The sequence below is a fragment of the Rhizobium sp. EC-SD404 genome (assembly GCF_902498825.1).
Lineage (GTDB): Bacteria > Pseudomonadota > Alphaproteobacteria > Rhizobiales > Rhizobiaceae > Georhizobium.
The window spans coordinates 2,375,023-2,388,298 of record NZ_LR701459.1 but is presented as its reverse complement, the minus strand read 5'-3'; the positions used below and the strand labels follow the sequence as shown (position 1 = coordinate 2,388,298).

General features: G+C 60.6%; 23 protein-coding genes. All 23 read left to right on the top strand.

Annotated elements, in window-relative coordinates; all coding sequences use genetic code 11:
* The first annotated feature begins 53 nt into the window (after positions 1 to 53).
* The 23 genes from fusA to rplO all read left to right on the top strand — a co-directional run bounded on the left by fusA (position 54) and on the right by rplO (position 13,104).
* Entirely contained in the window at positions 54 to 2,144 is a 2,091-nt protein-coding gene (fusA, locus tag GC125_RS12255) for an elongation factor G (protein WP_151985909.1), read from the top strand.
* Between the two features lie 63 nt (positions 2,145 to 2,207).
* Positions 2,208 to 3,383 carry an elongation factor Tu gene (tuf, locus tag GC125_RS12250; protein WP_151985908.1) on the top strand — a complete coding sequence of 392 codons (1,176 nt, stop codon included), beginning with the start codon at positions 2,208 to 2,210 and terminating at the stop codon, positions 3,381 to 3,383.
* Positions 3,384 to 3,453: 70 nt separating this feature from the next.
* The gene (gene rpsJ, locus GC125_RS12245; RefSeq protein ID WP_099868158.1) at positions 3,454 to 3,762 is read left to right on the top strand and encodes a 30S ribosomal protein S10; all 309 of its coding nucleotides are present in this window, start codon (positions 3,454 to 3,456) and stop codon (positions 3,760 to 3,762) included.
* Positions 3,763 to 3,835: 73 nt separating this feature from the next.
* The gene (rplC, locus tag GC125_RS12240) at positions 3,836 to 4,555 is read left to right on the top strand and encodes a 50S ribosomal protein L3 (RefSeq protein ID WP_126010246.1); all 720 of its coding nucleotides are present in this window, start codon (positions 3,836 to 3,838) and stop codon (positions 4,553 to 4,555) included.
* Positions 4,555 to 5,175 carry a 50S ribosomal protein L4 gene (gene rplD, locus GC125_RS12235; RefSeq protein WP_151985907.1) on the top strand — a complete coding sequence of 207 codons (621 nt, stop codon included), beginning with the start codon at positions 4,555 to 4,557 and terminating at the stop codon, positions 5,173 to 5,175. The genes rplC and rplD overlap by 1 nt, the downstream gene beginning before the upstream one ends.
* Complete coding sequence (locus GC125_RS12230) at positions 5,172 to 5,465, top strand: 50S ribosomal protein L23 (protein ID WP_151985906.1); 294 nt, start codon at positions 5,172 to 5,174, stop codon at positions 5,463 to 5,465. The genes rplD and GC125_RS12230 overlap by 4 nt, the downstream gene beginning before the upstream one ends.
* 37 nt (positions 5,466 to 5,502) lie before the next feature.
* Positions 5,503 to 6,339 carry a 50S ribosomal protein L2 gene (gene rplB / locus GC125_RS12225; RefSeq protein ID WP_151985905.1) on the top strand — a complete coding sequence of 279 codons (837 nt, stop codon included), beginning with the start codon at positions 5,503 to 5,505 and terminating at the stop codon, positions 6,337 to 6,339.
* A 15-nt stretch (positions 6,340 to 6,354) separates the two neighbouring features.
* Positions 6,355 to 6,633, top strand: coding sequence for a 30S ribosomal protein S19 (gene rpsS / locus GC125_RS12220; RefSeq protein ID WP_151985904.1), 279 nt, complete (start codon positions 6,355 to 6,357; stop codon positions 6,631 to 6,633).
* 2 nt (positions 6,634 to 6,635) lie between these two features.
* A complete protein-coding gene (gene rplV / locus GC125_RS12215) occupies positions 6,636 to 7,025 on the top strand; it encodes a 50S ribosomal protein L22 (RefSeq protein WP_126010251.1) in 390 nt (129 codons plus the stop codon).
* A 2-nt stretch (positions 7,026 to 7,027) separates the two neighbouring features.
* Positions 7,028 to 7,732 carry a 30S ribosomal protein S3 gene (gene rpsC, locus GC125_RS12210; protein WP_151985903.1) on the top strand — a complete coding sequence of 235 codons (705 nt, stop codon included), beginning with the start codon at positions 7,028 to 7,030 and terminating at the stop codon, positions 7,730 to 7,732.
* A gap of 36 nt (positions 7,733 to 7,768) precedes the next feature.
* The gene (gene rplP, locus GC125_RS12205) at positions 7,769 to 8,182 is read left to right on the top strand and encodes a 50S ribosomal protein L16 (RefSeq protein WP_126010253.1); all 414 of its coding nucleotides are present in this window, start codon (positions 7,769 to 7,771) and stop codon (positions 8,180 to 8,182) included.
* Between the two features lie 11 nt (positions 8,183 to 8,193).
* Positions 8,194 to 8,397 (top strand): 50S ribosomal protein L29, encoded by a 204-nt coding sequence (gene rpmC, locus GC125_RS12200; protein ID WP_126010254.1) that lies wholly within the window; start codon positions 8,194 to 8,196, stop codon positions 8,395 to 8,397.
* Positions 8,398 to 8,410: 13 nt separating this feature from the next.
* A complete protein-coding gene (gene rpsQ, locus GC125_RS12195) occupies positions 8,411 to 8,662 on the top strand; it encodes a 30S ribosomal protein S17 (RefSeq protein ID WP_151985902.1) in 252 nt (83 codons plus the stop codon).
* Positions 8,663 to 8,768: 106 nt separating this feature from the next.
* Positions 8,769 to 9,137, top strand: coding sequence for a 50S ribosomal protein L14 (gene rplN, locus GC125_RS12190; protein ID WP_126010256.1), 369 nt, complete (start codon positions 8,769 to 8,771; stop codon positions 9,135 to 9,137).
* Between the two features lie 11 nt (positions 9,138 to 9,148).
* Positions 9,149 to 9,460, top strand: coding sequence for a 50S ribosomal protein L24 (rplX, locus tag GC125_RS12185; RefSeq protein ID WP_151985901.1), 312 nt, complete (start codon positions 9,149 to 9,151; stop codon positions 9,458 to 9,460).
* Entirely contained in the window at positions 9,453 to 10,010 is a 558-nt protein-coding gene (rplE, locus tag GC125_RS12180; RefSeq protein WP_151985900.1) for a 50S ribosomal protein L5, read from the top strand. Before rplX ends, rplE begins: the two co-directional genes overlap by 8 nt.
* A 34-nt stretch (positions 10,011 to 10,044) precedes the next feature.
* Positions 10,045 to 10,350 (top strand): 30S ribosomal protein S14, encoded by a 306-nt coding sequence (gene rpsN / locus GC125_RS12175; protein WP_126010259.1) that lies wholly within the window; start codon positions 10,045 to 10,047, stop codon positions 10,348 to 10,350.
* A gap of 12 nt (positions 10,351 to 10,362) precedes the next feature.
* Positions 10,363 to 10,761, top strand: coding sequence for a 30S ribosomal protein S8 (gene rpsH / locus GC125_RS12170; RefSeq protein WP_151985899.1), 399 nt, complete (start codon positions 10,363 to 10,365; stop codon positions 10,759 to 10,761).
* Between the two features lie 41 nt (positions 10,762 to 10,802).
* Entirely contained in the window at positions 10,803 to 11,336 is a 534-nt protein-coding gene (gene rplF, locus GC125_RS12165) for a 50S ribosomal protein L6 (protein ID WP_151985898.1), read from the top strand.
* 12 nt (positions 11,337 to 11,348) lie between these two features.
* Positions 11,349 to 11,711 (top strand): 50S ribosomal protein L18, encoded by a 363-nt coding sequence (rplR, locus tag GC125_RS12160; protein ID WP_151985897.1) that lies wholly within the window; start codon positions 11,349 to 11,351, stop codon positions 11,709 to 11,711.
* A gap of 50 nt (positions 11,712 to 11,761) precedes the next feature.
* Positions 11,762 to 12,334 carry a 30S ribosomal protein S5 gene (gene rpsE / locus GC125_RS12155; protein WP_126010263.1) on the top strand — a complete coding sequence of 191 codons (573 nt, stop codon included), beginning with the start codon at positions 11,762 to 11,764 and terminating at the stop codon, positions 12,332 to 12,334.
* Positions 12,335 to 12,395: 61 nt separating this feature from the next.
* Complete coding sequence (rpmD, locus tag GC125_RS12150) at positions 12,396 to 12,596, top strand: 50S ribosomal protein L30 (RefSeq protein WP_151985896.1); 201 nt, start codon at positions 12,396 to 12,398, stop codon at positions 12,594 to 12,596.
* A gap of 19 nt (positions 12,597 to 12,615) precedes the next feature.
* Entirely contained in the window at positions 12,616 to 13,104 is a 489-nt protein-coding gene (gene rplO / locus GC125_RS12145; protein WP_151985895.1) for a 50S ribosomal protein L15, read from the top strand.
* Positions 13,105 to 13,276: the final 172 nt, after the last annotated feature.

Sequence of the window (13,276 nt, the reverse complement as noted above, 5' to 3'; positions counted from 1 at the left end):
AAATCGGAAGTGGCGCCGCGAAAGCGGTGCCTTCGCATTGAAAGGCTGCCCAAATGGCCCGCGAATACGCAATCGAAGACTACCGCAATTTCGGCATCATGGCGCACATCGACGCCGGTAAGACGACGACGACTGAGCGCGTCCTGTACTACACGGGTCGTTCGCATAAGATCGGCGAAGTCCACGACGGTGCTGCAACCATGGACTGGATGGAGCAGGAGCAGGAGCGTGGCATCACGATCACGTCTGCTGCCACCACCACGTTCTGGAAAGGCCGTGACGGCAAGGCACGTCGCTTCAACATCATCGACACCCCCGGTCACGTCGACTTCACGATCGAAGTCGAGCGTTCGCTTCGCGTTCTTGACGGTGCGATCGCTCTGCTCGACGCCAACGCCGGTGTAGAGCCGCAGACCGAGACTGTCTGGCGCCAGGCCGACAAGTACGAAGTCCCGCGGATGATCTTCTGCAACAAGATGGACAAGATCGGCGCGGACTTCTACCGCTCGGTTGAGATGGTCAAGTCGCGTCTCGGCGCGATCCCGGTCGTCGTTCAGTTGCCTATCGGCGCCGAGAACGAGTTCAAGGGCGTTGTCGATCTGATCGAGATGAACGCTCTGGTATGGCGCGACGAGTCGCTCGGCGCCCAGTGGGACGTCGTCGAGATCCCGGACGATCTCAAAGAGCGTGCCGAAGAGTTCCGCGAGAAGATGATCGAAACGATCGTCGAGATCGACGAAGCTGCCATGGAAGCCTATCTCGAAGGCGAAATGCCCGACAACGATAAGATCCGTGCGCTGATCCGTCGTGGCACGATCGACGTGAAGTTCTTCCCGATGTTCTGTGGCTCGGCCTTCAAGAACAAGGGTGTTCAGCCGCTGCTCGACGCCGTCGTCGACTTCCTTCCGTCCCCGATCGACATTCCTGCCATCAAGGGCATCGACGTCAAGACGGATGAAGCTACGAAGCGCAAGGCCTCGGACGACGAGCCGGTCGCTCTGCTCGCCTTCAAGATCATGAACGATCCGTTCGTCGGTTCGCTGACCTTCTGCCGTCTCTACTCGGGCAAGCTCGAGAAGGGCACGTCGCTTTTGAACACGGTCAAGGAAAAGCGCGAGCGCATCGGCCGCATGCTGCAGATGCACTCCAACTCGCGTGAAGACGTCGACGTTGCCTATGCTGGTGACATCGTCGCTCTCGCAGGCCTCAAGGAAACGACCACCGGCGACACGCTTTGCGATCCGCTGGCTCCGGTCGTCCTGGAGCGCATGGAGTTCCCGGATCCGGTCATCCAGATCGCGATCGAGCCGAAGACCAAGGCCGACCAGGAAAAGATGGGCCTCGCGCTCAACCGCCTGGCTGCCGAGGATCCTTCCTTCCGCGTAAAGACCGACGAAGAGTCCGGCCAGACGATCATTGCCGGCATGGGCGAGCTTCACCTCGACATCATCGTCGACCGCATGAAGCGCGAGTTCAAGGTCGAAGCCAACGTCGGCGCTCCGCAGGTCGCTTATCGTGAAACCATCACGAAGACCGCAGAAGTCGATTACACGCACAAGAAGCAGTCGGGCGGTACGGGCCAGTTTGCTCGCGTCAAGCTGGTGTTCGAACCGAACCCGGACTCGGAAGATTTCGTCTTCGAATCCAAGATCGTCGGTGGTGCCGTTCCGAAGGAATACATCCCGGGCGTTCAGAAGGGCATCCAGAGCGTCATGTCGGCTGGTCCGCTTGCCGGTTTCCCGATGCTTTCGGTAAAGGCAACGCTCATCGACGGCGCCTTCCACGACGTCGACTCCTCGGTTCTCGCCTTCGAAATCGCAGCCCGCGGTGCATTCCGCGAAGGTGCGCAGAAGGCTGGTGCCCAGCTGCTCGAGCCGATCATGAAGGTCGAAGTCGTGACGCCGGAAGATTACGTCGGTGACGTGATCGGCGATCTGAACTCGCGTCGTGGCCAGATCCAAGGTCAGGAACAGCGCGGCGTTGCCATCGTCATCAACGCGCATGTGCCGCTCGCGAACATGTTCAAGTACGTCGACAACCTGCGCTCCATGAGCCAGGGCCGCGCACAGTACACGATGCTGTTCGATCACTACGCGCCGGTTCCTTCGAACGTCGCTCAGGAAATCCAGGCGAAGTTCGCGTAAGTCGCGCACTTCCCAAGAGACTAATTCCGTCCCGCGGGACGACAGTAGAATGGAGAGCCTCCAATGGCTAAAGGCAAGTTTGAACGTAACAAGCCGCATGTGAACATCGGCACGATCGGTCACGTCGACCACGGCAAGACGTCTTTGACGGCTGCGATCACGAAGTTCTTCGGCGAGTACAAGGCGTATGACCAGATCGACGGCGCGCCGGAAGAAAAGGCTCGCGGGATCACGATCTCGACGGCACACGTGGAATACGAGACGGAAGCCCGTCACTACGCCCACGTCGATTGCCCCGGCCACGCCGACTACGTGAAGAACATGATCACCGGTGCTGCCCAGATGGACGGCGCGATCCTCGTCGTTTCGGCTGCCGACGGCCCGATGCCGCAGACGCGCGAGCACATCCTGCTCGCCCGCCAGGTCGGCGTTCCGGCGATCGTCGTGTTCCTGAACAAGGTCGACCAGGTCGATGACGAAGAGCTTCTCGAGCTCGTCGAGCTTGAAGTGCGCGAGCTGCTCTCCTCGTACGACTATCCGGGCGACGACATTCCGATCGTCAAGGGTTCGGCACTTGCCGCCATCGAAGACAGCAACAAGGAAATCGGCGAGAATGCCGTGCGCGCGCTGCTGGCCGAAGTCGACAAGTACATCCCGACGCCTGAGCGTCCGATCAACATGCCGTTCCTTATGCCGATCGAAGACGTGTTCTCGATCTCGGGCCGTGGCACGGTCGTGACCGGCCGCGTCGAGCGTGGCGTCGTCAAGGTTGGCGAGGAAATCGAGATCGTCGGTATCCGCGACACCAAGAAGACGACCTGCACGGGCGTTGAAATGTTCCGCAAGCTGCTCGATCAGGGCCAGGCCGGCGACAACATCGGCGCGCTGCTTCGCGGTGTCGACCGTGAAGGCGTCGAGCGTGGTCAGGTTCTGTGCAAGCCGGGTTCGGTTAAGCCGCACAAGAAGTTCAAGGCCGAAGCCTACATCCTGACAAAGGAAGAGGGCGGTCGCCACACGCCGTTCTTCACGAACTACCGTCCGCAGTTCTACTTCCGCACGACGGACGTGACGGGCATCGTGACGCTGCCGGAAGGCACGGAAATGGTGATGCCCGGCGACAACGTGACGGTCGACGTCGAGCTGATCGTGCCGATCGCGATGGAAGAGCGCCTGCGCTTCGCTATCCGCGAAGGCGGCCGTACCGTCGGCGCCGGCATCGTCGCCGCGATCACGGAATAAGAACTGGTCTGACCCTTTGGCGCGCCGGCTTCGGGCGGCGCGCCTCTACTTCAAACAAGGATGAATTCGAATGAACGGCCAGAATATCCGTATCCGCCTCAAGGCGTTCGATCATCGGATTCTCGATGCCTCCACGCGTGAGATCGTTTCGACCGCCAAGCGCACGGGTGCCAATGTCCGTGGTCCCGTTCCGCTTCCGACGCGGATCGAGAAGTTCACGGTCAACCGGTCGCCGCACATCGACAAGAAGAGCCGCGAGCAATTCGAGATGCGTACCCACAAGCGTCTTCTCGACATCGTCGATCCGACCCCCCAGACGGTCGATGCGCTGATGAAGCTCGACCTGGCTGCCGGCGTCGACGTCGAAATCAAGCTTTAAGAGTCGGTCTGGACCATCCAAGGCGCCTTAGAGCGCCGGATGAACGAACGACTCCTCTAAAAGGAATGAACCGATGCGTTCAGGTGTGATTGCACAAAAGGTAGGGATGACCCGGGTCTACAACGACGCCGGCGACCACATCCCGGTAACAGTCCTCAAGCTCGACAATTGTCAGGTCGTGGCTCAGCGGACCGTCGAGAAGAACGGCTATGCAGCCGTCCAGCTCGGCGTCGGCCTCAAGAAGGTCAAAAACACGACGAAGGCACTGCGCGGCCATTTCGCCGCTGCAAATGTCGAGCCGAAGGCAAAGCTGGCCGAGTTTCGCGTCAGTGAAGACAATCTGATCGATATCGGCGCCGAGTTGACCGCCGAGCACTTCGTTGCCGGCCAGCTGGTCGATGTGACCGGTACCACGATCGGTAAAGGCTTCGCCGGCGCCATGAAGCGCCACAACTTCGGCGGTCTGCGTGCAACTCACGGCGTTTCGGTCTCGCACCGTTCGCACGGCTCCACGGGTTCCAACCAGGATCCGGGCCGCGTGTGGAAGGGCAAGCGCATGGCTGGTCACATGGGCCAGACGCGCGTCACGACCCAGAACCTCGAAGTCGTTTCGACCGATGTCGACCGCGGCCTGATCCTCATCAAGGGCGCCGTTCCCGGCTCCAAGGGTGCCTGGATCCTCGTTCGCGATGCCATCAAGTCGCCGATCCCGGAAGCGGCTCCGCGTCCGGCAGCACTGCGTTCGGCGTCGAATGGTGCGACTGCCGAAGCTACGAATGAGGGAGCCGAGTAATGGATCTCAACGTCACCACTCTTGACGGCAGCTCGGCCGGCACGGTTTCGCTCTCGGATGCCGTTTTCGGCCTGGAGCCCCGCGCCGACATCCTGCAGCGCGTCGTTCGTTGGCAGCTCGCCAAGAAGCAGTCCGGCACCCACAAGGCGCTCGGCCGTTCGGAAGTCTCCCGCACCGGCGCCAAGATGTACCGCCAGAAGGGCACCGGCCGCGCACGTCACCACTCGGCACGCGCTCCGCAGTTCCGCGGCGGCGGCAAGGCTCACGGTCCGGTCACGCGCAGCCACGGCCATGAACTGCCCAAGAAGGTTCGTGCTCTTGGTCTGAAGCATGCGCTGTCGGCCAAGCTTCGCTCGGAAGACCTGATCGTCATCGACGATTTCGTCGCGAAGGAAGCAAAGACGAAGGGTCTCCTGGAGTCCTTCGGCAAGCTCGGCCTGACGAACGCACTCCTGATCGGCGGTGCCGACCTGGACAGCAATTTCCGCCTTGCGGCCAAGAACATCCCGAACGTGGATATTCTGCCGGTACAGGGCATCAATGTTTACGACATCCTTCGTCGCGGCAAGCTCGTCTTGTCCAAGTCGGCTGTCGAAGCGCTTGAGGAGCGGTTCAAATGACTGATCTTCGTCACTACGACGTGATCGTTTCACCGGCGATCACCGAAAAGGCAACGATGGCCTCGGATCACAACCAGGTCGTGTTCAATGTCGCAAAGAAGGCTACCAAGCCGGAGATCAAGGCTGCGATCGAGGCGCTGTTTGGCGTCAAGGTCAAGGCGGTGAACACGCTGCTTCGCAAGGGCAAGGTCAAGCGGTTCCGTGGAATCAAAGGACGCCAGAGCGACGTCAAGAAGGCAATCGTCACGCTCGCCGAGGGTCAGACCCTCGACGTATCGACGGGCCTCTGAGGCGCTTAGGCGACCGGAACCGTAAGGGAACAAGAAAATGGCATTGAAGAGTTTCAATCCGATCACGCCGAGCACGCGCCAGCTCGTCATCGTGGATCGCTCCGCCCTCTACAAGGGCAAGCCGGTCAAGACGCTGACGGAAGGCCTTTCGCAGAAGGGCGGCCGTAACAACGCCGGCCGTATCACTGCGCGCTACCAGGGTGGTGGTCACAAGCGTTCGTACCGCATGGTCGATTTCAAGCGTCGCAAGTTCGACGTGTCGGCAACGGTCGAGCGTCTCGAATACGATCCGAACCGCACGGCATTCATCGCGCTGATCAAGTACGATGACGGCGAGCTGAGCTACATCCTGGCTCCGCAGCGCCTGGCCGTCGGCGACAAGGTCATCGCGTCGAACAAGGCTGTCGATGTGAAGCCCGGCAACACCATGCCGCTTCAGAACATGCCGGTCGGCACCATCGTCCACAACGTGGAGATGAAGCCGGAGAAGGGTGGCCAGATCGCCCGTTCGGCAGGCACCTACGTCCAGCTCGTGGGCCGCGACCAGGGCATGGCGATCCTTCGCCTGAACTCTGGCGAGCAGCGTCTCGTGTCGGGCCTGTGCCTCGGCACCGTCGGTGCGGTTTCGAACCCGGATCACGGCAACATCAACGATGGCAAGGCTGGTCGCACCCGCTGGCGCGGCAAGCGTCCGCATGTCCGCGGCGTCGTCATGAATCCCGTCGACCACCCGCATGGTGGTGGTGAAGGCCGGACCTCGGGTGGTCGTCACCCGGTTTCGCCTTGGGGCAAGCCGACCAAGGGCAAGCGTACGCGGTCGAACAAGTCGACCGACAAGTTCATCATGCGCTCGCGTCACCAGCGCAAGAAGTAAGAGAGGAAGTCTCAATTGGCTCGTTCAGTTTGGAAAGGTCCGTTTGTTGACGGCTATCTTCTCAAGAAGGCTGAGAAGGTGCGCGAAGGCGGACGCAATGAAGTGGTCAAGATCTGGAGCCGTCGCTCTACGATCCTGCCTCAGTTCGTCGGTCTGACCTTCGGCGTCTATAATGGCGCAAAGCACATTCCGGTATCAGTTTCGGAAGACATGGTCGGACACAAGTTCGGCGAATTCGCTCCGACGCGGACCTATTACGGTCACGGCGCGGACAAGAAGGCGAAGAGGAAGTAACAATGGGCAAGGCCAAAGCCGAACGCCGGCTCAAGGATAACGAGGCGCAGGCAGTTGCGCGCACGATCCGCGTCAGTCCCCAGAAGCTCAATCTCGTTGCGGCAATGATCCGCGGCAAGAAGGTTGAGCGGGCTCTGGCCGATCTCGAGTTTTCGCGTAAGCGCATCGCTGAAACCGTCCGCAAGACGCTTCAGTCTGCAATTGCAAACGCTGAAAACAACCACGACCTCGACGTCGACCAGCTGATCGTCGCAGAGGCGCATGTTGGCAAGTCGATCACGATGAAGCGCTTCCATGCCCGTGGCCGTGGCCGCGCGAGCCGCATCGAGAAGCCGTTCTCGCACCTGACCATCGTGGTGCGGGAAGTCGAAGAAACCGGGAAGGCTGCTTAAGCATGGGTCAGAAAATCAATCCGATCGGCTTCCGCCTCGGCATCAACCGTACCTGGGACAGCCGTTGGTTCGCCGACAACGCCGAATATTCCAAGCTGCTTCATGAAGACCTGCGCATCCGCAAGTTCATCATGGAAGAGCTGAAGCAGGCTGCGATCTCCAAGGTCGTTATCGAGCGTCCGCACAAGAAGTGCCGCGTCACGATCCACGCTGCCCGTCCTGGCCTGATCATCGGCAAGAAGGGTGCGGACATCGAGAAGCTGCGCAAGCGGCTGTCGCTGATGACCAACTCGGAAACGCACCTCAACATCGTCGAAGTGCGCAAGCCTGAGACCGATGCCACGCTGGTTGCGCAGTCGATCGCTCAGCAGCTCGAGCGTCGTGTGGCATTCCGTCGCGCCATGAAGCGTGCCGTTCAGTCCGCCATGCGTCTCGGCGCAGAAGGCATCCGCATCACGTCGGCCGGTCGTCTTGGCGGCGCGGAAATCGCGCGCACCGAGTGGTACCGCGAAGGTCGCGTGCCGTTGCACACGCTGCGTGCCGACATCGACTACGGCACGGCCGAGGCGCACACGGCTTACGGCATCTGCGGCATCAAGGTCTGGATCTTCAAGGGCGAGATCCTCGAGCATGACCCGATGGCTTCGGAGCGTCGCGCGTTGGAAGGCGATAATCAGGGTGGCCAGCGCCGCCGCGAGAACGCGTGATCATAAGCGCGGTTCGAGAATTCGGAGAATAAGACTATGTTGCAGCCAAAGCGTACGAAGTACCGCAAGCAGTTCAAGGGCCGCATCAAGGGCGTGGCCAAGGGCGGCTCTGACCTGAATTTCGGTTCTTTCGGCCTGAAGGCGCAAGAGCCGGACCGCGTCAATGCGCGTCAGATCGAAGCGGCCCGCCGCGCGATCACCCGTCACATGAAGCGTGCTGGTCGCGTCTGGATCCGGGTATTCCCGGACGTTCCGGTCACCTCCAAGCCCACGGAAGTCCGCATGGGTAAGGGTAAGGGATCGGTCGACTACTGGGCCTGCAAGGTCAAGCCAGGCCGTATCATGTTCGAGATCGACGGCGTTTCGGAAGAAATCGCGCGTGAGGCACTGCGTCTCGGCGCCGCCAAGCTGTCGGTCAAGACGCGCTTCGTACAGCGCATCGCCGATTAAGGAGACGGACTATGAAATCGACAGACGTCCGTGCGCTGAGCGCCGACCAGTTGAACGACGAACTTGCCAAGCTGAAAAAGGAGCAGTTCAACCTGCGCTTCCAGCGGGCTACCGGCCAGCTTGAAAAGACCTCGCGGGTTCGCGAGATCCGTCGCGACATCGCACGCATCAAGACAATCGCCCGCCAGAAGCTGGCGGCAGAAGCCAAGGCCTAAAGGACCAAGAACAATGCCGAAACGCATTCTGCAGGGCACCGTCGTCAGCGACAAGAACGAGAAGACCGTCGTGGTCCTCGTCGAGCGTCGTTTTGCGCATCCCTTGCTTCAGAAGACCGTTCGCCGGTCCAAAAAGTACAAGGCGCATGACGAGACCAACCAGTTCAAGACCGGCGATTTCGTCTCCATCGAGGAGTGTGCGCCGATCTCCAAGGACAAGCGCTGGACGGTCGTTTCAAGCAGCGACGAGAAACCGTCCGCTTGACGATTGCCGCGCGGCGCGTCAGAAGCGCGCCAGCACGAATAATAACAATGCCAGAAGGCGAGGGTGGCGTGGCCTCCTCGCCAATTGAAGGAAAAGGCGGTCTGACATGATTCAGATGCAAACAAACCTCGACGTCGCCGATAATTCCGGCGCTCGTCGTGTCATGTGCATCAAGGTGCTGGGCGGCTCGAAGCGGAAGTATGCTTCTATCGGCGACATCATCGTCGTCTCGGTAAAAGAAGCAATTCCGCGCGGGCGCGTCAAGAAAGGCGATGTCATGAAGGCGGTCGTGGTTCGCACGGCCAAGGATATCCGTCGTTCGGACGGGTCCGTCATCCGCTTCGACAAGAACGCAGCAGTTCTTATCGACAACAAGAAAGAGCCGATCGGCACGCGTATCTTCGGCCCCGTACCGCGCGAGCTGCGCGCGAAGAGCCACATGAAGATCATCTCGCTGGCGCCAGAAGTGCTGTAAGGAGAGACACGATGCAAAAGATCCGTAAAGGCGACAGCGTCGTTGTGATCACCGGCAAGGACAAGGGCCGTACCGGCGAAGTCCTCCAGGTGATGCCGAAAGACGATCGCGCAATCGTGCGCGGCATCAACATGGTGAAGCGCCACCAGCGCCAGACCCAGACGCAGGAAGCAGGCATCATCACCAAGGAAGCCTCCATCCACCTGTCGAACCTGGCACTTGCCGATCCGAAGGACGGCAAGGCGACCCGTGTTGGTTTCAAGATTGACGGCGACAAGAAGCTTCGTGTCGCCAAGCGTTCCGGAGATACGATCAATGGCTGAGGCAAAGTACGAGCCGCGGCTCAAGACCGACTACAACGAGCGCATTCGCAAAGCGATGCGCGAGCAGTTCTCCTACGCGAACGACATGATGATCCCGCGTATGGACAAGATCGTCATCAATATGGGTGTCGGCGAAGCGACGGGCGATTCCAAGAAGCCTTCCGTTGCCGCTGCCGACCTCGCAGCGATTGCCGGCCAGAAGCCGGTCATCACCCGCGCCCGCACGTCCATCGCCGGCTTCAAGGTCCGCGAAGGCATGCCGATCGGCGCCAAGGTGACGCTGCGCGGTACCCGCATGTATGAGTTTCTGGACCGCCTCGTGACCGTGGCCCTGCCGCGCGTTCGCGACTTTCGCGGCCTGAACCCGAAGAGCTTTGACGGCCGTGGCAACTTCGCCATGGGCATCAAGGAACACATCGTGTTCCCCGAGATCAACTACGACAAGGTCGATCAGATGTGGGGCATGGATATCATCGTTTGCACGACGGCAAAGAACGACGACGAAGCACGGGCTCTTCTCAAAGAGTTCAACTTCCCGTTCCGCCAGTAGTCCGTAACGGCAAGCGTAAAGAAGGATAAGCGAAATGGCGAAAGTCAGCGCAGTCGAAAAGAACAAGCGCCGGCGTCAGCTGGTGGCCCGGGACGCCAAGAAGCGTGCGGCCCTCAAGGCGATCGTGAAGAACCAGGAACTGCCGATCGAGGACCGCTTCCGTGCGACCCTCAAGCTCGCCGAACTGCCGCGTAACGGTTCCAAGACACGCATTCGTAACCGGTGCGAAGTTTCGGGTCGCCCGCGCGCCTTTTATCGCAAGCTCGGCATGTCGCGTATCGCGCTGCGCGAGCTCGGCAATCTCGGCAAGGTGCCGGGCATTGTGAAGTCGAGCTGGTAAGGAGACGAGCACATGGCCATGACAGATCCCCTGGGCGATATGCTCACCCGTATCCGCAACGGCGCTAGCCGCAAGAAGACCAGCGTTTCCACGCCGGCTTCGAAGCTGCGCGCACGCGTGCTCGACGTCCTTGAGTCGGAAGGCTACATCCGTGGCTATACCGAGACCGACTTCGGCAACGGCAAGTCTGAAATCACGATCGAGCTGAAGTATCACGAAGGCGGTTCCGTCATTCGCGAGATCGGTCGCGTCTCGAAGCCTGGCCGTCGCGTCTACGTGTCGGTCAAGTCGATCCCGCAGGTCGCCAACGGCCTCGGCATCACCATTCTTTCGACCCCGAAGGGCGTGATGGCGGACCATCAGGCACGCGAACAGAACGTCGGTGGCGAGGTCCTGTGCAGCGTCTTCTAAGACGCCGCCAGGTTCCCCACACGAGAAAGACAGGTTGAACAATGTCTCGTATCGGTAAGAAACCCGTTCAGGTTCCCTCGGGCGTCACTGCCTCGGTGGATGGCCAGACGGTCAAGGCCAAAGGCCCCAAGGGCGAACTGAGCTTCGTTGCCAACGACGAAGTGCTGGTGAAGATGGAAGACGGCGCCGTCGTCGTCACTCCGACTGACGACAGCAAGAATGCCCGTTCCAAGTGGGGCATGTCCCGCACGATGGTTGAAAACATCATGCTGGGCGTCTCCAAGGGCTACGAGCGCAAGCTCGAGATCAACGGCGTCGGTTACCGCGCCACCATGCAGGGCAAAAATCTGCAGTTGGCGCTTGGCTACAGCCATGACGTCATCTATCAGACGCCCGAAGGCATCTCGATCGCCTGCCCGAAGCCGACGGAAATCATCATCAGCGGCATCGACAAGCAACGCGTCGGTCAAGTCGCCGCGGAGATCCGTGAATTCCGCTCGCCGGAGCCCTACAAGGGCAAGGGCGTGAAGTACGCGGAAGAGCGCATCGTCCGCAAGGAAGGCAAGAAGAAGTAAGGAACTGCCAAGATGGCTACCAAGAAAGATACCCTTACGCGTCGTGCCTCACGCGTTCGCCGTCAGCTGAAGAAGGTTTCCAGCGGCCGCCCGCGGCTGTCGGTTCACCGTTCGTCGAAGAACATCTATGCCCAGCTGATCGACGATTCGAAGGGTCACACCCTCGCATCGGCTTCGACGCTGGACACGGATTTGCGTACTTCGCTGAAAACGGGTGCGGATACGGCGGCTGCTGCCGCTGTGGGCAAGCTCCTCGCAGAGCGCGCCACCAAGGCCGGCGTCACCGAAGTCGTGTTCGACCGTGGTTCGTTCATTTACCACGGCCGCATCAAGGCTCTCGCCGAAGCTGCCCGCGAAGGCGGTCTCAGCTTCTAAACTTAACTCAATCTGCCGATTGAACCCGCAAAAAAATAAGGACAAGGACAATGGCAAGAGAAGCACGCCGCGAAAACCGCGGTCGCGATGAAGAGCGCGATAGCGAATTCGTCGACAAGCTCGTCCACATCAACCGCGTCGCCAAGGTCGTCAAGGGCGGCCGTCGCTTCGGTTTCGCAGCCCTCGTCGTCGTCGGCGACCAGAAGGGCCGTGTAGGCTTCGGGCATGGCAAGGCGCGCGAAGTGCCGGAAGCCATCCGCAAGGCAACCGAAAGCGCCAAGCGCGATCTTATCTTCGTACCGCTGCGTTCGGGCCGTACCCTGCACCATGACGTTCATGGTCGCCACGGCGCCGGCAAGGTTCTGCTGCGTGCAGCAAAGCCGGGTACGGGCATCATCGCCGGTGGTCCGATGCGCGCCGTTTTCGAAACGCTCGGAATGCACGACGTCGTCGCCAAGTCGACCGGTTCGTCGAACCCATACAACATGGTTCGCGCCACCTTCGACGCGCTGAAGAAGCAGATGCACCCCAAGGACATCGCTGCACAGCGTGGCATCAAGTTCGCGACGCTTCAGGCGCGCCGCGCCGAAGCTTCGGGCAGCACCGCTGCCGTCGAGGAATAAGTTGGGTTGAGCCGTCGACGCTCCTGGAAGCGTCCGGCCATCTTTGAAGGGAGCCATCATCATGGCTGAGACCAAGCAGGGCAAGACGATCACCGTCGAACAGATCGGCAGCCCCATTCGCCGTCCGGCAGAGCAGCGTGCAACGCTGATCGGCCTGGGCCTGAACAAGATGCACCGCCGCCGCACGCTCGTCGACACTCCGTCGGTACGTGGCATGATCCGGACGGTCTCTCACCTCGTTCGCGTCGTCGAAGAAAACTGAGACGGGGAGCAGGAAGATCATGAAACTGAATGAATTGCATGACGTCGATGGCGCCACCAAGCCGCGCAAGCGCGTCGGTCGCGGCATCGGCTCGGGCAGCGGCAAGACCGCTGGCCGTGGTGTCAAGGGTCAGAAGTCCCGTTCGGGCGTCGCCATCAACGGCTTCGAAGGCGGCCAGATGCCGATCTATCGTCGCCTGCCGAAGCGCGGCTTCACGAACATCTTCGCCAAAGACTTTAATGTCGTCTCGCTCGGCCGTATCCAGGCCGCAGTCGATGCCAAGAAGCTCGACGCCGGCAAGACTGTCGATGTCGACGCTCTGAAGGCTGCCGGCATCATCCGTCGCTCCAAGGACGGCGTTCGCGTCCTGTCCGATGGCGACCTCAAGGCCAAGCTGACGCTCGAAGTCGCCGGTGCCTCCAAGTCTGCGATCGAGAAGATCGAAAAGGCTGGTGGTTCGGTGAAGCTCCTGAGCGCCGCTGCTGAAAACGACGCCGACACCAAGTGATTTGATTGGCCGCCCGGTTCTTACAATCGGGCGGCCATCATCCCATATGACGACCGCCACTAGCGCTCTCGCGCCATGCGGCAAATGGGACGCTCGGAGACCTTGACGGTTCTGAACGCCAGCCTTCCCGAGGCACCGGCAACGTCTTTGAACGGGTCTTTCGATCAAGTGG